The organism is Erythrobacter sp. JB2-19, from assembly GCF_057365005.1.
The window spans coordinates 2,489,242-2,509,548 of sequence record NZ_CP200290.1 but is presented as its reverse complement, the minus strand read 5'-3'; the positions used below and the strand labels follow the sequence as shown (position 1 = coordinate 2,509,548).

The 20,307-nt window shown below is 56.9% G+C and carries 10 protein-coding genes; 3 read left to right on the top strand and 7 right to left on the bottom strand.

Annotated features, from left to right (window positions below; all coding sequences use genetic code 11):
* Positions 1–83 precede the first annotated feature (83 nt).
* From AC0V6O_RS12080 to AC0V6O_RS12060, 5 genes are all read right to left on the bottom strand, one after another.
* On the bottom strand, positions 84–1,682 hold the full coding sequence (locus AC0V6O_RS12080; RefSeq protein WP_486144318.1) for a peroxidase family protein: 1,599 nt from the start codon (positions 1,680–1,682) through the stop codon (positions 84–86).
* A 140-nt stretch (positions 1,683–1,822) separates the two neighbouring features.
* Positions 1,823–2,452, bottom strand: coding sequence for a hypothetical protein (locus tag AC0V6O_RS12075; RefSeq protein ID WP_472639507.1), 630 nt, complete (start codon positions 2,450–2,452; stop codon positions 1,823–1,825).
* Positions 2,453–2,586: 134 nt separating this feature from the next.
* Positions 2,587–2,889, bottom strand: coding sequence for a hypothetical protein (locus AC0V6O_RS12070; RefSeq protein WP_486144315.1), 303 nt, complete (start codon positions 2,887–2,889; stop codon positions 2,587–2,589).
* Between the two features lie 127 nt (positions 2,890–3,016).
* Positions 3,017–5,863 (bottom strand): M16 family metallopeptidase, encoded by a 2,847-nt coding sequence (locus tag AC0V6O_RS12065; RefSeq protein WP_486144313.1) that lies wholly within the window; start codon positions 5,861–5,863, stop codon positions 3,017–3,019.
* A 102-nt stretch (positions 5,864–5,965) separates the two neighbouring features.
* Positions 5,966–8,197 carry an acylase gene (locus AC0V6O_RS12060; RefSeq protein ID WP_486144311.1) on the bottom strand — a complete coding sequence of 744 codons (2,232 nt, stop codon included), beginning with the start codon at positions 8,195–8,197 and terminating at the stop codon, positions 5,966–5,968.
* A gap of 169 nt (positions 8,198–8,366) precedes the next feature.
* Here AC0V6O_RS12060 and clpB point away from each other — a divergent pair, with 169 nt between their 5' ends.
* Positions 8,367–10,946, top strand: coding sequence for an ATP-dependent chaperone ClpB (gene clpB / locus AC0V6O_RS12055; RefSeq protein ID WP_486144309.1), 2,580 nt, complete (start codon positions 8,367–8,369; stop codon positions 10,944–10,946).
* Positions 10,947–11,119: 173 nt separating this feature from the next.
* On the opposite strand, the gene AC0V6O_RS12050 is transcribed toward clpB, so the two are convergent.
* Entirely contained in the window at positions 11,120–14,209 is a 3,090-nt protein-coding gene (locus AC0V6O_RS12050; protein WP_486144307.1) for a TonB-dependent receptor domain-containing protein, read from the bottom strand.
* A 475-nt stretch (positions 14,210–14,684) separates the two neighbouring features.
* Positions 14,685–17,732 carry a TonB-dependent receptor domain-containing protein gene (locus AC0V6O_RS12045; protein WP_486144305.1) on the bottom strand — a complete coding sequence of 1,016 codons (3,048 nt, stop codon included), beginning with the start codon at positions 17,730–17,732 and terminating at the stop codon, positions 14,685–14,687.
* A gap of 523 nt (positions 17,733–18,255) precedes the next feature.
* On the opposite strand from AC0V6O_RS12045, the gene AC0V6O_RS12040 reads away from it, so the two are divergent.
* Both AC0V6O_RS12040 and AC0V6O_RS12035 read left to right on the top strand, forming a co-directional pair.
* Positions 18,256–19,428 carry an acetyl-CoA C-acetyltransferase gene (locus AC0V6O_RS12040; protein ID WP_486144303.1) on the top strand — a complete coding sequence of 391 codons (1,173 nt, stop codon included), beginning with the start codon at positions 18,256–18,258 and terminating at the stop codon, positions 19,426–19,428.
* Between the two features lie 32 nt (positions 19,429–19,460).
* Positions 19,461–20,246 (top strand): SDR family NAD(P)-dependent oxidoreductase, encoded by a 786-nt coding sequence (locus AC0V6O_RS12035; protein ID WP_486144301.1) that lies wholly within the window; start codon positions 19,461–19,463, stop codon positions 20,244–20,246.
* The last annotated feature ends 61 nt before the right edge of the window (positions 20,247–20,307 follow it).

The following is a 20,307-nucleotide window of genomic DNA, read 5'->3' as shown; positions in this document are numbered from 1 at the left end:
ATTTCCCCCTATTCCCAGGGAAATATTTCCATGCTTTTATTGGCGATGCAATCCTAAAAGTCGCTTGCGGTGATCGTAGCCGATTACTCCTGCCCTGGTCTCCAGCCTTCGCGGGTCATCCCGACAAAGCGGCCATCAAGCCCCTCTGCATTGCGGGTCAGGACATCGTGTAGGGTGGATGTTGCCTCGATCGCCTCGATGCCTTCCTGCGTGAAGGTATCCCGGCGGACCGCCGGGTCGCCCCAGATGTGCTCTGAGAGCAGCGGGTTGGTGAGAGCCTGTGAGAACGCATCCACCGCCACCATGGTTTGTAGTAGCGATGGCAGTGGGCCGTCCTTGGTGCGCGGCTGAGCAAACAGGCCGGTGTAAAACTCTAACCGGTCGACGCTACCATACAGACTTTCCAGTTCGCTCTGCAGCGCGCGGTCCCGGGTGATATCGGCGAAGCTGCTCGCAGGTTCCTCGCCAAAGACCGCCTGATAGCGGGTAAAGGGCGCGATATCATTGTGCCGCGCTTGCTTGACTGCACTTTCCTCCACATCGACCAGGAATGTCGCGGTGTTGTGCAGGCCAAGCTCAGTCGCCTGATTAGCGCTGATATCGGCAAAGGCGCTCGCCAGCCCATGTTCCAGCACCGCCGCATTGTTGAGCCGCAAGGCACCGCCGGGCAGTTTCTTTCCGGCCCAGACCATCATCTGCGGGATCAGCGAATGCCAGCGGTAGAGCAGGCTGAATTCGGCGCTGATCCAGTTTGGTTTGTTCCATTCTGCATTCCACGCGGCGGAGGGATCAGCCTTTAGCATCAGCGGAGTCGAGTTGATGTGATTGATGTATTCCTCAACCACGATCTTGATGAAGATGACGGTGTTGCAGGCGCGCGCGGCGTCAAACACCCGGCCATCGTTCCAGTCGGGATGGCTGCAGGCAATCATATCAGCCAGCCTGTTGTGCTCGCGCAGGAACAGCGTGTTGAGCATGGTCACTTGCGGTGCGGCATTGGCGCGGTCGCCGCCTACCGCGAACAGGGTCTCGCGCATTTCAGACGTGGTGTGATCAATGCCCAGCGGCGTATCGAGCAAAGGCTCACCATCCTCGCCGACAAACTCCGGGTTGAACTCCATACCGCCGGGTTGGAACAGGCGCAGCGGATATTCCTCGCCATTAACGATCTCAGATTTGAGCTTGCCGCGCTTGCCAGGCACCTGAGACAGGGTACGCAGGGCATGGACTTGCGACTGGGTGCGGCCATAGAGCGGGCACAGGTCAATCTCGTGATTGGAGGTGTTGCGTGCGCGGTCTTCAAAACTCTCGCCAGTGGAAAAATTGTTGGAGATCATCGTGCGGATGAAACCGTCGGTGAGATATTGCGCGAAAGCTGGAAACAGGCAGGTTGATTTGGGGCATAGCCGCTGTTCCTCGCCATCGGGCACGCGGAACAGATCGGCGACCCGCGCGCTGTCTGGCAAATCAGGAATGGTCACAGCGGGCAGGTGCCGCGCGCTGTAGCTGCGATCGGTTAGGCCGCGCCAGCTGACATGCTCGCTTAGCGTGCTCCAAGGCTGCGGGCGGCTGCGGGTTTTCTTGACCAGGCGGCCAATCGCAAAACCATTGATCCAGCGCGCGATTCCCGGCGAAATTTTCGATAGGATCGCTGCGATACGATATGCGAACTTGATTAGCATGAACGCCTGACCTCCCCGCTTGCGGCATTGCCGCTCTGGCAAAGGATATAGCGCATCACGGGCAGGCAAGATTGTCGATATCCGACAATCTTGAGGCATAATTTTCCAATGCCTTTAGATTCAGCGGCGGTTTTCGGTTTCTATTTCCGCCTTTTCCGGGCCATCTTCTTGCGCGCCTTGACCGCATATTCGGCAAAGTTCTGCTCGATCCCGACGCGAATTTCTGCGGTTATGCTTTCCAGATCTTCTTCTTCAGATACGGGGAATGCCGTCATCTTGTTTGCGCCTTCGCCTTTGTAGCGAAAATCCCACTCATCGGTATTGCTGTATTGGCGGAAATCGAAATAGCTGGCGAACCGATCGCCCCATACGACGTCTTCGACGAGGTAATGAAAACCGATATGAAGTTCATAGTAGCACGGAGCCGCCGAAGGCGCGCGTCGCTCTTTGCGCTTCTTCGTGACCTTATAATCCTCCAGCTTATCGTGGACGATGACTTGCGTGGTGGCTGGAAGGCCTAAAGTGCCTTTGATGTCGCTGTTCTCAAGCGCCTTCAACTGCAATTCCTGCCCGGCCAATTGATAGAACTGCTCTTCAACTTCGGCTTCATCAAAACCGGGAAACAGAGTGCCCATATTGAAGCCGATGCTGGTGAAGGCTTCACTCGGCCAGATATGCAACTCGCACTGGGCAGCTTCGGCTTCTTGCGCCGCCACTGAAGCCGGATTTGCCGTGAAAATGGCAAGTGCGGCTAGACTTGCAAATCCCATACTCTGTCTTTTCAATCGTTGTCTCATGATCTTCCTCCCCCACAGAAAAACAGTAAGGTATCAGATGCTTTCCAAAACAAAAGGGCCGCCGGATTGCTCCGACGACCCCTTGTATTCGCTATTACGCGAGTGGCTTAGGCAGTTTTGGTGCCGGTCACTGGCATTGCGCCAAATGCGCCTGCGTTGACGTTGCCAGCCAGCGTATCACCTTCGACGGTGGCTTCACATTCAAGCTTCATTGGCATTGGAACAGTCATGTTCATTTCCCAGGTCAGCGTGTTGCCGTCGACCTTACCGTTCTCAACATCCATCGAACCCATTCCGCCGGCCATATTGCCGCTGAACGTGCCGTCGCCATTGTCGACGACGGTGAATGTGCCGGCTTGGTCGCCCATTGGGCTTTTAACGGTGGTGGTATAGCTACCTGAAAGTGACATAATATTCTCCGTTGGTCTTGACTGAGCGGGGTGCTCAGAAACTCTGGCATCCTCATTTACACGCGTGTCAGTAGTGTTCAACCACTATCGCCAGAGCGGCCTGGTGGCTGAACATAACCTCATGCGATTATTCGGCTGAAGGCAGCTCGCGCACCTCCACAGGCATCCCGAGCTGCTCCAGCTGGCTTTGAACGACGCTGGCATCGCCAACGACAACCCAAACGAATTTGTGAGCGCTGATCGCGGCGCGTGCGGCGGCGTCCAGGCTTTCCTTGGTTTGGCCGCGATAGCGATCTACCAGCGTCTCATGGTAGTTGTCCGGGCGCTTAAACTGGGCGTTGGTCTGCAAAGCGCGCAGCACGGCGGCAGAGGTCTCAAATCGGCCGGGCAGTTCACCAACTTCCGCGGCAACATTGCGAGCAAGCTCTTCGTCGGTCACGCCATTAGCGGTAAGAAATTCAGTGGTTTCGCGGATCATCTCCGCCACTGAATCGCCGGTGCGATCGGCCTGAACGCCGCCAGAGATTTGGTACACCACCGCGTTTTCACGTGCCTGCGCTCCGCCGCGCACGCCATAACTCCAACCCTTGGTTTCGCGCAGATTGTAGTTCAATCGGGCGAGGAAGTTGCCGCCCAGCGAGTTGTTGGCATTGGTGAAATCGACATAGGCCGGATCGCTTGCATCCAATGGGGTTAGCTGAGCCCCAAGGATGAAGCTTTGCGGTGAGTTCGGACGGTTGATCAGGATGATCCGATTACCCTCAGCCTCTGCGACATTTCCAAAGTTCTTAGCGCCCTTAGTCTCTGCCGGAGCGGTCCAATCGCCGAACACTGCGTTGAGCGAGGTGACGATCTCATCCAGCGGACGATCAGAGATGACGAAGACTTCGCCATTATCCGGCCGGATCCAGCTGTCCTTGAACGTAACCAGATCATCGCGGCTAATCGCACTGACGCTCTCAACCGTGCTGGTGTTGCCGTAAGGATTGTCAGCGCCGAACACTTCCGGGCCAATCGCGCGCACCGCCACACCTTGCGGCGAATTCATCTGCTGTTTGATCCCGGTGATGGTCTGGGCGCGGACACGCTCCAGCTCGCTCGCATCAAACGCTGGCTCACGGATAATCTTCGACATCAGGTCGAGTGATGGAGTGAGGTTCGCGGAGAGCGCGGAAAGTTGGAAGGTGGAGCGATCTGCGCTGGTGTTGCTAGCAATGTTGACGCCGAGACGCTCGCGTGCCTCTGCAATATCTTGCGAGGACATTGCCGCTGTGCCTTCGTCAAACAGGCCAAGCGTCAGGCCAGCAAGCCCGTCTTTGCCGGCGGGATCAGACGCATTACCTGCATCGAATGACAAGGTGACATAGGTCGCAGGGACGGCATCACGCTTTGCGTAGGTGACCTGCATACCATTGGCCAAGGTCGCTCGCTGCACATCAGGAAAATCGAGCTCTGCTACCATATCGATTGGCGGCGTTGGGCGCTCAACCGAAACGGTTAGAGTGTCATCAGCTGGCGCTTCATCGGTGGCTGCATCTGCAGCCGCGACCGAAGCTGCCTCTTCATAACTTCCATCGCGCTCACCCGGTTCTAGCACAAGAGTAAAGGCAGGGCGGGTCATCCAGCGCTGCATTGCTGCTTTGACGTCGGCTGGTGTCAGCGTGGCGAGAACGTCCAGTTGGGTGCGATAAAACGCTGGGTCGCTGGCCAGCACTTCGCCCCGCGCGAGGGTTACCGCCTTGCCGTCAAAGCCGCCAACCTGCTCAAGGCCGCGAATGGTGCCAGCCAAGGAGCTGGTCGCTGCGCGGCGCACCTCGTCTGCGTTTGGACCTTCGGCGATGTATTCCGCGATCAGCTCATCAAGGCGCGCCTCCAGCGTGGCGAGCTCTACGCCCGGACGCAAAGTGGCGCTGACGGTCAGGATACCGACGCGCTGGAAGTCGAAATTACCCGCCGATACGCCAACGGCCAATTGCTCTTCACGCACCAGAATTTCGTCAAGGCGACTGGAGGACAGCCCACCGAACACGCTGGCGCCCACGTTCAGCGCCGTCAGCTCGTCAGAGGTGATGCCCGGGACCGCCCAATATTTGTTGACGGTGGTCGCTGCGACCTTGTCTTTCATGACCGAGCGTACGTCTTCTTCAAGAACCGGCACGGCGGCCTCTGCTGGACTGTTGACCGGGCCGCGCGCGATCGGGCCAAACCATTTTTCGACCATCGGGCGCGCTTCGGCGGCGGAAATATCGCCGGCCAGCACCAGGGTTGCATTGTTCGGACCGTACTTGTCACGGAACCAATTGCGCACATCTTCCATGCTCGCCGCATCAAGGTCAGCCATCGAGCCGATCACAGAATGGCTGTAGGGGTGACCTTCGGGGAACATTGTGTCGAGAATCTCGTAGAATATGAGGCCGCCCGGCTGATTGTCGCCCTGACGTTTCTCGTTTTGCACCACGCCGCGCTGGTTATCGAGCTTGGCCTGCGTCACTGCGCCTAGCAGATAGCCCATGCGATCGCTTTCCAGCCACAGCGCGCGTTCGAGCGCGGGGCGGGGCACCGTTTGGAAATAATTGGTACGGTCGAAATTGGTTGTACCGTTGTAGTCGGTAGCGCCCATTTCCTGCAGATATTGGAAATAGTCGTTCGGCGCGTTTTCAGAGCCGTTGAACATCAGGTGCTCAAACAGGTGGGCAAAGCCGGTCTGACCCTTAGGCTCGTCTTTGGAACCGACATTGTACCATACGGCAACACCAACTACCGGCGCTTTGCGGTCTTCGTGAACGATCACGGTCAGCCCGTTTTCAAGCTCAAATTCCTCAAACGGAATGGCAACCTGGGAAACCAGATCGCTGAGGTCGCTGGTCGCCTCGGAGGCTGCGGCATGATTATCCGCAATAGCAGGCGCGGCTGTGGTTGCTGCCAGCGCGAGGCCGATGGCGGTGAAAGTGGTGGTGGTGAAACGCGAAAGCATAATAGTCCCCAAAGAAGCTGTGCTTGAAATTGGCCTTATGGTTTTAACCTGATCGTTTTGACCCGATCATTTTGAATAGTCAGCAAATAAGCATGATTGCGCTCAATTGCTAACGGTATATCGCCGGGCGGCGTTGGCGATCACGTCGTCGCGCCAGAAATACACCGGCTTCAACTGATGATCGACGAACAATTGCATCTGATCGGTGTAATGTGGGCTGTCTGGCCGGGTGATGGCCGCGCCGAACGGTTGGACCGAGCGTGAAAACACCCGCCCGCCATCGGTTGGCCACTCAACCCATTGGATAAAGCTGTCGCCGTGAACCAGCGACAATCGACCGTCATTATCTACCTGCCAGGTGGTGGAGGCGCGCAAAGTGTCGGACCCGCCATCTAGCGGTAGATCAACATCCCCTTGGCGCAAACGCAGCAGCTCTGACATGGGCGGGTCGATCCGACCAAAGTGCTCCATCAGATGCGCACGCTTTTCCAACAGGAATTCGCGCGGGTCGGGCGCGTCGTTTTTGTTCTGATATTCGGCCGACATATATTCTCGGATCATCAGCAGAGCGAGCGCGTCGGCCGGGCCTTCGCTGTCGGCGGTGAAATCCCAGCTGAGCAGCAGATCGCGCGCCTCGGTAAGGCCGGCGTCGCCCGCCGGATCGAGCGCCTCCACCGCATCCCACAAATCCGCGACATAGCCCGCGCGCTCGTAGGTCACGTCATATTTTATCCGCTCCAGGTTTTCGCGATCGAGAACGCCCGCCTCAGACAAGAGCATCCACGCGCGGCGCGAGCGGTTAGTCTGCTTTCGCTCGACACCCAGAACGGGCGAGAAATCCGCCGGATCGAGGTCGCTGCCAGCGCCCGCCGCAGTGAAGGGCTCGTTGTTGGAGTTATAGAGCCATCCGGACGCGGGGTTTATCAGCTTGGGCAGTTCCTCATAGCTCACCGTTCCTTCCCAGATTAGATCGCTGCGATTGCCGGGCAGAACGCCGCGCCAATTGGCCTCTACCTCATCCAGCTCTGGCCGGTCCGGGATCGCCGCATTGTAGACATAGGCGATGTTACCCGCCTTATCGGCATAGATGAAATTGGTGCTGGGAATGTCCATTCGCGCCATTTGCGCCTGCCATTCCTCCAGATCGGTCGTCTTGTTGAGGCGGTAATAGGCGTCGAGCTGATCGAGGCTGTCCATCGCGCCATAGCGGATCGCAAAGGCGCCCTTGTCATTGATGATGACCGGGCCGTGGACGCTGCGATGCACCGTACGGCGTACAGGCAGGGTGATCGGGCCGAGCTTCACCGGCAGGGTCACGGTCTTGCTTTCAAGATCGCGCCATTCACCGTCGAGCTCGTACCGCGTGCCGCTCTCGTCCAGGGTCAGTTCGTAAATATCGGTCATATCTGCGCGGTTGACCGTATTGGTCCAGCCAAGGTGCCGGTTATGGCCAAGGAATGGGAAGGGCGATCCGGGGAAATTGGCCCCGGTGAAATGCCAACCTTCCTCGCTCTCCACTGTCAGTTCGTACCACGCGACCCCGCCGCGCAGCGGTTGGTGCGAGTTCGAGATCAGTGTTGTCGGCCCGCCCGACTTGTCCGGCGTTACGGCAAAGGCGTTGGACCCCAGCAATCCGGCATCATCGCCCGCGGCGGGCAAGGGGTGAGGTCGGTAGGAGGTCTGTTCGCTCTCAGCTTGCGCCTCTCCCGGTGCATCATTGCTTGGTCCGGGCGCGCGGGGAAAGCCGGGAATGTCGGGGCCAAACTCGCGGCGCAGCTCCTCTCCAGCAACCAGCGGCCCGATCACATTGCCCAGCCCAAAGAAAAACGGTTGGCGCAGGGCAAATCCGGCGGCCACATCTTTGCCGTTCATAGGAAACAGATTTGCTAGCTTCACCTCGCCGGGATTGTCCGCCGCATATTGGTTGAGGCCGGTGGCGTAGGCTTCAAACAAGGCGCGAGTGTCCGCTGGCAAAGCGTCATAGTGCCGGTCCGCCGTGCCGCGGGCATCGAGCAGGTGATAAGCAAAGTCGAACTGCGCGCCTTCCTCGCCCGCAATCGCGCCGTAGCGTCCGCGAGACATAGCCGCGACATCCTGCAGTGTGAAAAAGTCATCTTCTGACTGAGCAATCGCCACACCAAAGGCGACATCGGCATCGGTCTTGCCGTAAATCTTCGGCACGCCAAATTCATCGCGAATGATTTCAGCGCTGTATTGGTTCTTTTCCGGAGCCTCAGCGGAGGTGGCAAAAAACGGCTCCCACGTCGCCAATCCAATAAAGCCCGCGATCAGCAATACCAGCAGCGTCGCCGCGCTGCGCTTAAACCATTTCATCGACGTGCCTCTCCCGGGACAATATTTGCCCCAGCATCGCCCGCATGCCAGACAAGGTCAACTGCGAAGCGGTGTCGCATACAGGACTTGCAAAGCGCCGGTGGGAACCCACCTAGTCTAGTAATACACCTCTTTTGAGGGCAGCTAATTTTTGAATGAGGGGTCTTTTATGAATCTCGAGAAATTCACCGACCGGGCCAAGGGTTTTTTGCAAAGCGCGCAGACTGTTGCGATTCGCATGAACCATCAGCGGATTACGCCGCTGCACTTGCTGAAGGCATTGCTCGAAGATGAAGAGGGCATGGCAGCAGGATTGATCCAGCGTGCGGGCGGAGAGGCTGGCTTGGCGGTCAGCCAGGTCGACGAAGGGCTGGGCAAGATCCCGGTTGTGACCGGCGGCGGCGCTCAGCAGACCCCTGGTCTCGACAATGACACTGTGCGCGTGCTCGATAATGCGGAGCAGATCGCAGAGAAGGCCGGGGACAGCTATGTGACGGTCGAAATGCTGCTGGTCGCTCTGTCACTCGCATCGGGTGCCGCTGGTGAGGCGATGAAGGCCGCAAGCGTGACTCCGCAAAGCCTCAATTCCGCCATTGATCAGCTACGCGGCGGACGCAAAGCCGACAGCGCGAATGCCGAAAGCTCTTACGATGCGATGGAGAAATTCGCTCGCGATCTGACCCAGGCGGCGCGCGATGGTAAGCTGGATCCGGTGATCGGCCGGGACGAGGAAATCCGCCGGACGATCCAGATCCTGGCGCGGCGGACCAAGAATAACCCGGCTCTGATCGGCGAACCCGGCACGGGCAAAACTGCGATTGCAGAAGGCCTAGCGCTGCGTATCGCCAATGGTGATGTACCGGACAGCCTGAAGGGGCGCACGCTGATGTCGCTCGATATGGGCGCGCTGATCGCGGGCGCGAAATATCGCGGCGAGTTTGAAGAGCGGCTGAAATCTGTGCTCGACGAAGTGAAGAACGCCGATGGGCAGATCATCCTGTTCATTGACGAGATGCACACTCTGATCGGGGCGGGTGCAAGTGAAGGCAGTATGGATGCCTCCAACCTCCTGAAGCCTGCCCTATCGCGCGGCGAGCTGCATTGCATCGGTGCGACCACGCTTGATGAGTATCAGAAATATGTCGAGAAAGATCCGGCGCTGCAGCGGCGCTTTCAGATGGTCTATATCGATGAGCCGAGCGTCGAGGACACGATCAGCATCCTGCGCGGGCTGAAAGAGAAATATGAACTGCACCACGGCGTGCGGATTACCGACGGTGCGCTGGTTGCCTCGGCGCAGCTATCGAACCGTTATATCCAAAACCGTTTCCTGCCCGACAAGGCGATTGACCTGATGGATGAGGCCGCGAGCCGCATCCGTATGGAGGTGGAGAGCAAGCCGGAGGAGGTCGACGAGCTTGATCGCCGGATCATCCAGCTGAAGATCGAGGAAAGCGCGCTTGAAAAAGAAGGCGATGCCAATTCCAAGGACCGGCTGGTCGCTTTGCGGGAAGAGCTGGCCAATTTGGAGCAGGAGAGCGCGGAGCTGACCACACGTTGGCAGAATGAGCGCGATAAGATCCAGGCTGAGGGCAAGATCAAGGAAGAGCTTGATGCCGCCCGGCTAGAGCTGGAGCAGGCCCAGCGGGTCGGCGATCTCGCCAAAGCCGGTGAGCTTTCCTACGGCAAGATCCCCGAGCTGGAGAAGCGCCTGGAAGAGGCCGAAGACCTCAATGAAGACGCGCTGCTGCGCGAAGAAGTGACCGAAGAGGACATCGCAGGCGTTGTGGCCCGCTGGACCGGCATCCCTATGGAGCGGATGATGGAGGGCGAGCGCGACAAGCTGCTGCAGATGGAAGAGATCATTGGCAAGCGCGTGATCGGGCAGTCCGATGCGATTGTTGCCGTCTCCAAGGCTGTGCGCCGCGCGCGTGCCGGCCTGCAAGACCCGGGCCGCCCGCTAGGCTCATTCCTGTTCCTCGGCCCAACCGGCGTCGGCAAGACCGAGCTGACCAAGGCGCTGGCTGAATTCCTGTTTGACGATGACCAGGCGCTGGTCCGCATCGATATGAGCGAGTTTATGGAGAAGCATTCGGTTGCCCGGCTGATCGGCGCGCCTCCCGGCTATGTCGGCTATGACGAGGGCGGGGTGCTGACCGAGGCGGTGCGGCGCAGGCCTTATCAGGTGGTGCTGTTCGACGAGGTCGAGAAAGCGCACACCGATGTCTTCAACGTGCTGCTGCAAGTGCTCGACGATGGCCGCCTGACTGATGGGCAGGGTCGGGTTGTCGACTTTGCGAACACGCTGATCATCCTCACCTCAAACCTGGGCAGTCAGTTCCTCTCCAACCTCCCCGACGATGGTAAGGTGGCCGATGTCGAAAATGAGGTGATGGATGTGGTGCGCGGGCATTTCCGCCCAGAGTTCCTCAACCGGCTGGATGAGATCATCTTGTTCCACCGCCTCGCGATGGAGCACATGGCGCCGATCGTCGCGATCCAGGTGAAGCGCGTGCAAAAGCTGCTTAAGGACCGCAAGATCGAACTTGATCTGACCGAGGCGGCGCTGCGCTGGCTGGGCCGGGTGGGCTATGATCCGGTCTATGGCGCGCGGCCATTGAAGCGCGCGGTGCAGCGCTATCTACAGGATCCGCTGGCAGAAAAGCTGCTGGAGGGTGGTGTTCCGGATGGCTCGACGGTGAAGATCGACGAAGGCGATGGGGAGCTGAAGATGGACGTCGAGAGTTAGGGGCGGGCTGAGGGGCCGGGCGTGCGGCTCTCATAGGCCGCGACCTCTAGCTGCCTGCTCAAGTCGCCCCCTAGAGGAAGGCTTGAACGCCCAAAATCCACTGCCCACATAGAAAAAAGGGCCCCGGTTTCCCGGGGCCCTTTCTTTTAGGTCATGTTTGAACCTGTCGTTGATTAGAACGACTTGGAAACGCCTACGGTGAAGCGACGACCGAATGGATCGCCACCGGCACCGGTAAACGTAGCAGGGATCAAGAAACCGAAGTATTCTTGGCCCTGACGGTTAAACAGGTTGGTCACGTTGAAGTTGAAGCGGAAGTCCGATTCAGTGGTGAACGAGAAGTTCGCGTCAACCGTTACGAAGTCTTCGTACTGGTCAAACTCGCGAGTGTCGTTCGGGCCGGGTGCACGGTTGAACCGTGAAACCAGTTGCTCACCAGTATAGTTTACAACGGTACCGAAACCGAAGTTATCAACTCTGTAATTCAAGCCGATTTGACCACGGAATTCGGGATCATCAACGATAGCATCGATACGTTGCACGTTAACACCGGTCGACGAGTTGAAACGCTCACGGACATAGGTGAGGTTACCCCGAAGAGCGATATCACCTGGCAGGCCGATGCCGTCGAGGCTGGTACGGTAGTTCATCGTGCCTTCGATACCTGAGTACTCAATAAGAGCACCGTTCACGGTACCAGTCGTCACAGCTGGGTTGCCTGGATCGTCAGGGATCTGACCATTGGCATCACGGCGGATCAGAGAACAGAACTGGTTCGCATTTGCCGTGTCTGTGGTGTCGAAGTTCGAGTTGTCGAAGCAAGCTGCCGCGATCTGTCCACCTGTCAGGTTAACGATCGGGTCGGCCAATTCAATATCGATATAATCAACAGTGATCGCCAGATTTGGAATCCAACGTGGTTCAATCACCACACCAAAGGTAAAGCTGTCTGCTACTTCGTTGCGCAGGTTCGGGTTACCACCAGTAAGCTGCGAAACCGAAGCGTTCTGTGCCAGAAGCGGGGTTGCGCCCGGGAATTGTGCCAAGAACGCGTTACAGTTGGCTGTCCGAGTTTCGGGAACAGCACCAGCGCCGATGCTCTGTGGTGAACAGAAATCACCAATAAATCCGCGGACGACGATTTGTGGAGCGAAGAGCTCAGTAATCGCTGGTGCACGGAACGAACGGGTGAAGTTACCACGGAAGGTGATGTCCGGAATGATGCCGAACGCACCACCAGCACTCCATGCTGTGAAGCTACCATTCACCGAGTTGTCGACGTAACGGACGCGACCGAAGGCATCGAGACGGTTGATGAAGAAGTCATTTTCAGGAGTGATGATCGGAACGAAAAGTTCGCCGAACAATTCATTGACTTCGAAGGAACCGCCAATGTCAGAAACTGCGGCGTTTAGACCGCGACCTTCTTCTGCAGGTTCAGACGCATCGAAGAAACCTTCTTCGCGGCGGAATTCGTAACCCACGTTGAACGATACTGGGTTGCTGAACAATTCGATCAGGTCACCACCAACGTTGGCGTTGAAGACATACTGTTCGAGTGTGGACACGTTACGATTTTCGAATGTGATGTAGTCAATCGCTTCATCCGTCGCCGTGCCGAAGCCAAACAGGCTGACCGGTGTACAGTTCGGGTCAGCAATCGGAAGGATGCCTCTGGTTGCCTCAAGACCTGGGAATGCCACGAAATCGAGGTCCGTACGGCACTCGCTGAGTGCGTTGACGTAATTTTGCAGGTCGATGTCCTGACGAAGGTCAACGATCTTTGAACGACCGTAATTCAAGCTCGCTTCGTAGTTCCAGGCACGGTCGCCAAAAACTTCGAACTCACCACGGACGCCGCCAACAAAACGCAGCAGTTGATTTTCTGTGCTGGTCGAAGTGTTCGCAAGGTCAAGGTTTACACGAGAAATCTCGAACAGTCTTTCAGTGGTCGGATCAGCGTCATCGTCGCCAAGCCCGACAAGAATACCACGGGCCTGATCGGTCAACAACGGGTTGGCTGCGCGGAAGAATACCGAACCAAGGCTCCCGCCGAGCAGTGAGGTGTTGAAACCGGGTTGCTCAACAAGGTTTGTGCCTACCGATTCAAAGTACATGCCTTCGAAGAACAGCTCGACATTATCGGTCAGATCGTAGTTGGCATAAACCTGAGCGCTGAAACGCTCAAGATCAGATGTCAGCTGCTCGAAGTCAGCGAAGCGGAAAGCATCGCCGTCACGACCGAAGAACGCGCGGTCTTGCGTGCCTGGGTCCAACGGACGCAGAGTTCCGTCTGGATTGAAAACGAAGTTGTTTGCGCGAGCTGCCGGATCAAAGAAGCCAGCACCGCCTGTGAGATCGACAACACCGCCTTGGGTAATGCCAGGCAGACCGAAGCCTGTGCAAAGCACAATCGCTGGGATGCCGTCGCCCGCGCCCGTGTCAGCGCCGATATTCGGATTCAAGTTCGTTGTGCGATCAATCCCGACAGCGTTCGAGCAGCCCGCAATCGCCGCACGCTCGTTTGCGCGCTGGTTCGAGAGAAGACCGTCTTGGCGAGAATAGAATGCAGTTGCAGTAACGTTACCACGGCCACCATCGAAGTTTGTGCCGAAGGTACCAGTCAATTGGTACTGAAAGCTGTCGCCCTCTTCGGTGATCCCGGAGGTGCCACCAAGTTCAAGACCTTCAAAATCATCTTTGAGGATGAAGTTTACGGTACCGGCGATAGCGTCCGAACCATAAATCGGTGCACCGCCGATCGATACGACGTCGATACGTTCGATGAGAGCGGTTGGCAGAATATTCAAGTCGACCTGAACGCCAGGGTTAGCCAGACCATTGTTCGCGGGTGAGTTCGATGAGACAACGCGGCGACCATTGATCAGGGTCAGAGAGCGTTGTGAGCCAAGACCGAAGATGTTGATGAAGTTGGCGCCAACACCTGACTCACCTTGGTTGCCATCTGGCGTGACGGAGTTCCGAATAGCCGGAAGGTCGTTCAGCGCGTCCGCAGCGTTGATGAAGTTACGATCACGAAGATACGCATCATCAATAAACTGAGTCGGCTCAAGGTTTTCAATGTTCGGATTGCGGATACGCGAACCCGTAACAATGATGCTGCGCTCATTCTCTAGTTCGGCTGATTCAGTGGTTACGTCCTCCGCAACCTCTGAATCTTGGGCAAATGCTGGCGTTGATGCGAGCGCGAGCCCGACTGCCAACGATCCGGCACTAAGCCGGAGTTGTGTTGAGATTTTCATTTGGTTTCATACCCCTATGATTGGTCCAAATCTTTTTTGTGAATGCGATAATTGGCATTCTTTTAGGAAAGCACTCATCGCCTAGGCGTTGTGCGACTTTACGATGACGTTCTCTCCTTCGATAAGGTACTAGCCAGCCAAAATTCGACGCTGCAACGCCAAGACTCTAAGCCAGCTATTCCTGCACTGAGTTAAGACCGTTCTGGGTTTGAATGTGAAGCGTTACATCGCGACTTTTGAAAATGAACGCGCAGTGTATCAGAATTGCAACATAGCAGATCACCTGCAAAATGGAGGCAATAAAGTCGACTTTGGGCGTCCAAGATTGCCGCTCTGGAACGGCAGTTGATGTGTTGCTGGCGGCGCTCAATCTGATGGCAGGAAAGTTGAATTGCCTGGCGAACTGGGTGATGGGCAAAAAAGGGGGCAGCGGAAAACCGCCACCCCCTCCTTTGGGTGTTACCTATAGCAACAGTTAGAATGCGAACTTCGCAGACACTGCGTAGCTCCGCCCACGAATATCGTAGACCGACGGGAATGTATTGCCCGAGTTGTTGGCAGTTGAACCAATGTTGGAACCTACGATTGGCGGCTGCTTGTCGAGCAAGTTCTGAATGCCAACGACAACAGTCAGTGGGTCCAGATCGGCACGAAGTGTCAGATCGAAGTAGCTAAATGCATCGATCGATTCGAACTCAGGCTGGAAGTTTCCTGCCTGGGCCGGTTCGATTTCGAAGCTGTCGATCCAACGCCAGTTTAGTGACAATGCAAGCACATCATAAGTGAACGTGTTGCGCCAGTTGAACGAGAGTTCCGGGTTAAGAGCACCCGAACCGACTCCACCGCAGTTGGTCGAGAAGAACCCGACACATTCACGATTAACGCCAACTGCCGACGACTGGAATTCTTCATTCGCAGTCCAGTTACCAGCAAAGTTGGATGACCATCCGATATCTGCGGTTAGATCAGTGCTGTAGCTAACGTTAATGTCGATACCGTCAGTAAAGATGGTGCCCTGGTTGGAGAAAGGCTGTGGCAGGCCAGGAGTGGTTGCCAGTTCACCGAACAGGTTACCAGTCGCCGGGTTACGACGGATACTGGTGCAGTTCGGATCAGCAGCCGAAGCGCCATCGATCGCGAAATTGCCTTGAGCGTAGTCTGTGCCAAAACAAAGCGCGAAGATGTCATCTTCAGTAGCCTGTGTGATCGCGTCGGTGACGGTGATGTTGTAGTAGTCAATCGTCGCAACGAGACCAGGAGCAAAGTCCGGCTGGAACACCATGCCGATGGTCCACGTATCGGCGTCTTCCGCATCCAGGTTCGGGTTGCCGCCCGATGTCACGTTCACCTGACCAGCCGGGTCGACGATGATCGAACCAATCTGGCTCGCATCGGCACCCTGCGCAAGGCAGATTGCCCGAAGATCGGCGTTACCGGCCGGAGTGCCTCCGGCACATGGGTCAGCTGAGAAGTTTGCGAGACCGGTGACCAGTGGCGAGAACAACTCGAAAGTGTTCGGAGCACGTGTCACGCGTTGGAAGTTACCGCGAACCTGCAGCGAAGGCACCGGTGACCATGTGCCACCAACTTTCCAGGTGTATTCCGTGCCCGTGGTTGAATAGTCGGAAATACGACCACCCAATTGCAGGGTCAGCTCGTCAGCGAATGACGCGCCCTCAACAACCGGAATGACAAGCTCCCCGAAGACTTCCGACACATCGTATGAACCTGTGAAGTCGACAGCGGCCGCGCCGTTACCGAGAACTTCTGAAGGAGTCTGCGATGCGACGTCCGAAGCAGTACCGGCCAAGTAGTCACGATACTCTACGCCCAGCACGAAGTTAACGCCGTTTTCTGCCCATGGCAGGGTAAGGCCTGGTTCACCGGAGATAAAGCCGCCAACCTGGAGCAGTTCGTTGAAGTTCGACTGTTGGTTGCCGGTATCGATGAATGCGATGGCTTCAGGCTGGATCGTGCCAGTGTCGCCAAAGATATTGATCGGGACACAGCCACCAGTTGGGTCAATGCACTCGGTTGTGCTGACAGCGTTGAGCGACTGGATCAGTCGCGAACGCAGGCCGTTGCCTGACTGACGCCGAGTACGCTCGCTTTCACCGTAGGCGAAGAACGCTTCGTACTGGATATTGTCACTGATATCTCCGCGCGCACCGGCCTTGATTTGGAACACATCTGTTTCTCGAACCGAAAGCCGCTCACCGAACTCTACAAAACGGCGACCCAATGTAAGGTTTGTCGTTGTAAAGTTTGGATCGTTCGGATCGGTTGCTGCGCGAGCCGCAGCGCAGGCTGCTGGATCAAGGAATGGTTCTACAACACCAAGAGCGCTCTGCTGAGGCGTAGTAGCGGTCGCAGCTTGGAAGAGAACGGTGTCACGTGCACAGATCTGATCGACCAATGCATCAGGCAAGAACGGGTTCGACAGCGGGATAGCGGCCGTAACTCCGAACGTTCCCGAGGGAGCGCCGTTCGTTTCAACTGTGCTGTTTACGTACATCGCTTCGCCGAAGAACTCTAGCGACGGGCTAACTTCATAGTTACCCTGAGCGTAGATGCGATACTGTTCCAGCGGAGTCTGGAAGTAGTTGAACGGGTTGAAGTTGAACGGCGTGAAGCCTGGCTCGACACCTCCGGTGGCAGGATTGAGCTGCACAAAGCCGTTGTTGACTTCGTTGCCCGTATCCGGATCGATACCGATATTGTTCAACAGGCCGCTCGCGCCGCCAGCGGCAGACAAGCGGATTGGGGTGGTCGTAGATGAACCACCGGGATTGCCGCTGATCGAGCTGATGTTGAAGGTTGAGAAGTCGCGATCGCCCTGACGCAACGGATCACGATTGGTGTAGCCTACGTTGAAGACTACGTTGCCGCGGCCGTCTTCGAGGTTGGCACCAAGGGTAAGGTCAGCACGGAAAACGTTGCCATCGCCTTCTTCCGTGATGTTGTTGGTGATGTTGAGCTCAGCACCTTCGAAATCACGCTTGGTGATGAAGTTGATCACGCCCGAAATAGCGTCGGCGCCATAAGTCGAGCCGGCACCGCCGGTCAGCACATCAACACGTTCCAGAAGCGCAACTGGTATCACGTCGAGATTGACTTCGAGAGTTGTGGTCGACGGGATCACGCGCGTGCCGTTCAGCAGCGAGATGTTCCGGTTCGAGCCAATACCGCGAAGGTTGATCAGGGTAGAACCGCCGTTACCGTTATTGGTGTTGGCGCCGACGCTGTTAACAACGCCAGGGATCTCTCGGAGAACTTCTTCAACACCGCTACTTTGTTGCAGAAGGATTTCACCTTCGCCAACAACGGCAACTGGGCTTGAGAGCTCGAGGTTGGGGTTAGAAACACGGGTACCAGTAACGATAATCGTGCCTTGCGTTTCGGCTTCACTGCCAGCAGCGGTGTCATCGGTTTCGGCATCTTGAGCAACGGCCGGAACCGATGCCAATGCTAAACCGACGGCGAACGAGCCAGCGCTCAGCCGGAGCTGATTGGAAATCTTCATATGATTTCATACCCTTATGATAATGCCAGCCAAAGTTCGGCTGACAAATGTCAAGATGCAATCCAGTCCCGGATTCCGACCTTAATGTCAGTATCAAAAGGCATCCAATTTATCGGCAAAGGCGTAACAGAAGCTACGTGAGCAACATTCTCACATAAGCTTTTAGACCCACCATTCCCTGCCCTCGAATTAGTAGCCTTTGCGCGATTAAGGAAAGCACGACGGTTAGCTTTCGCGAAATTGAAATCGCGGTGTAGCAGCTGTGCAACACTCCTAAATCGCTCGAATTAACCAACAGAATCCGCCTTTTCATGGGGTTCTTTGCTTTGCTTCAATTTGACTTAGTAACACTTCAGTCTTTGCCTTGGACAAGCTGTGACAATTGTGATGCGCAAAGGAAGCTCAAATCACGCTCAGAATCTCGGTTGACGTTTACGTAAGCGGACCTTACCTCGGTGGCCATAACATGGAGCAGGTCCAAGAATGGGGCCGCCCGGACACTGCCGTGAGAGGACATGCCGCTATGACCACCGCTTATATCGTTGACGCCGTTCGCACAGCCGGAGGGCGCCGAGGCGGCAGGCTTGCTGGCATTCATCCGGTTGATCTTCTGGCTCATTCGCTCGACGCGATTGTTGAGCGCAGCGGCATTGATCCCACCGTGATTGATGATGTGGTGAGCGGTTGTGTCAGCCAGGCGGGTGAGCAAGCCGGGCAGGTCGGCCGGATGGCGGTGCTCGCGTCAAAGCTGCTGCCACAAACAACGCCAGCCGTGTCGATTGATCGCCAATGCGGATCTTCTCAGCAAGCGATCCAGTTCGCTGCGCAAGCCGTGATGAGCGGGACGCAGGACGTCGTGATCGCGAGCGGCGTTGAAAGTATGACCCGCGTTCCGATGGGTTCTAACATGACGTTGCATATGAAAGAGGGGCTGGGCAATTACATGTCGCCCGGCGTTATGGAGAAATATCCGGGCGTTCAGTTCAGCCAGTTCATGGGCGCAGAAATGATCGCGAAGAAGCATGATTTTTCCAAAGAGCAGATCGACGCATTCGCGCTGGAGAGCCACAAGCGCGCGATCGCGGCGACCGAGGCGGGCGCATTCAAAGACGAAATCGCGCCGATTGCGATCGAAACGCCGGAAGGCGATGCCATGCACACGGTGGATGAAGGGATCCGCTTTGATGCGACGCTTGAAGGGATTTCGGGCGTCAAACTGCTCGCGCCAGAGGGGCGGATCACCGCCGCCTCTGCCAGCCAGATTTGCGACGGATCCTCTGCGGTTCTGGTGGTGAGCGAAGAGGCTCTTAAACGCCACAATCTCACGCCAATGGCGCGCATTCACAACCTCACCGTCACGGCGGGCGACCCTGTTATCATGCTGGAAGAGCCGCTGTTTGCAACTGACCGCGCGCTGGAACGCGCTGGCCTGAAGATCGACGATATTGATCTTTACGAGGTCAACGAGGCTTTCGCTCCTGTACCGATGGCATGGCTGAAGCACACGGGCGCCGATCCAGAAAAGCTGAACGTGCATGGCGGCGCGATTGCACTGGGCCACCCGCTCGGCGCGTCGGGCACAAAATTGATGGCAACGCTCGTCCATGGGCTGAAACGTCATGGCAAGAAATACGGCCTGCAAACGATGTGCGAAGGCGGCGGCGTTGCTAATGTCACCATCGTTGAGGCTCTTTAAGAATAAAAACTCATTTGAGAGGAATTGAAACAATGGAAGTATCTGCAAACACCCCAGCCGTCGTCACCGGCGGCGCATCCGGCCTCGGCGCGGCAACGGCCCGCGCACTCGCGGTCAAAGGCGCCAAAGTCGCCATCTTCGACATGAACGAAGAGAAGGGCGAGGCCATGGCCGCCGAGATTGGCGGCGTGTTTTGCAAGGTCAATGTAACCAGCGATGAAGACGTGGACGCTGGCTTTGCTAAGGCGCGCGAAGTGCACGGCCAAGAGCGGATTCTCGTGAATTGCGCTGGCATCGGCAATGCGATCAAGACCGCCAGCCGCGACAAACAAACTGGCGAGATCAAGCACTTTCCCGTCTCTGCTTTCGACTTCGTCATTCAGGTGAACTTGATCGGCACGTTCCGCTGCATCGCCAAATCGGCGGCCGGCATGATGACGCTCGACCCGATTAATGAAGACGGCGCGCGCGGCGCGATGGTCAACACGGCATCGGTCGCCGCTGAAGACGGTCAAATTGGCCAGGCGGCCTATTCCGCATCGAAGGGCGGCGTTGTCGGCATGACCTTGCCAATCGCTCGCGACCTGATGCGCGAAGGCATTCGGGTGAACACCATCCTGCCCGGCATCTTCGAAACCCCGTTGATGAACGCTGCACCGCCGCAGGTGAAGGAAGCACTCGCAGCCTCCGTTCCATTCCCGAAACGTCTGGGCAACCCTGACGAGTACGCGAAGCTAGCGATGACGATGATCGAAACCGGCTACTTCAATGGCGAAGACGTGCGCCTCGACGGCGGTATCCGCATGGCACCGCGTTAATGGTCTGACCCTTGATTAACTTGCCCCCTTAGGCGCATGCCTAGCGATAGTTTATCGGGAC

Bases quoted from the DNA above. Each gene is read 5' to 3' on its own strand.
- AC0V6O_RS12080 (WP_486144318.1), bottom strand. From the start codon at position 1,682: ATGCTAATCAAGTTCGCATATCGTATCGCAGCGATCCTATCGAAAATT.
- AC0V6O_RS12075 (WP_472639507.1), bottom strand. From the start codon at position 2,452: ATGGGATTTGCAAGTCTAGCCGCACTTGCCATTTTCACGGCAAATCCG.
- AC0V6O_RS12070 (WP_486144315.1), bottom strand. From the start codon at position 2,889: ATGTCACTTTCAGGTAGCTATACCACCACCGTTAAAAGCCCAATGGGC.
- AC0V6O_RS12065 (WP_486144313.1), bottom strand. From the start codon at position 5,863: ATGCTTTCGCGTTTCACCACCACCACTTTCACCGCCATCGGCCTCGCG.
- AC0V6O_RS12060 (WP_486144311.1), bottom strand. From the start codon at position 8,197: ATGAAATGGTTTAAGCGCAGCGCGGCGACGCTGCTGGTATTGCTGATC.
- clpB (WP_486144309.1), top strand. From the start codon at position 8,367: ATGAATCTCGAGAAATTCACCGACCGGGCCAAGGGTTTTTTGCAAAGC.
- AC0V6O_RS12050 (WP_486144307.1), bottom strand. From the start codon at position 14,209: ATGAAAATCTCAACACAACTCCGGCTTAGTGCCGGATCGTTGGCAGTC.
- AC0V6O_RS12045 (WP_486144305.1), bottom strand. From the start codon at position 17,732: ATGAAGATTTCCAATCAGCTCCGGCTGAGCGCTGGCTCGTTCGCCGTC.
- AC0V6O_RS12040 (WP_486144303.1), top strand. From the start codon at position 18,256: ATGACCACCGCTTATATCGTTGACGCCGTTCGCACAGCCGGAGGGCGC.
- AC0V6O_RS12035 (WP_486144301.1), top strand. From the start codon at position 19,461: ATGGAAGTATCTGCAAACACCCCAGCCGTCGTCACCGGCGGCGCATCC.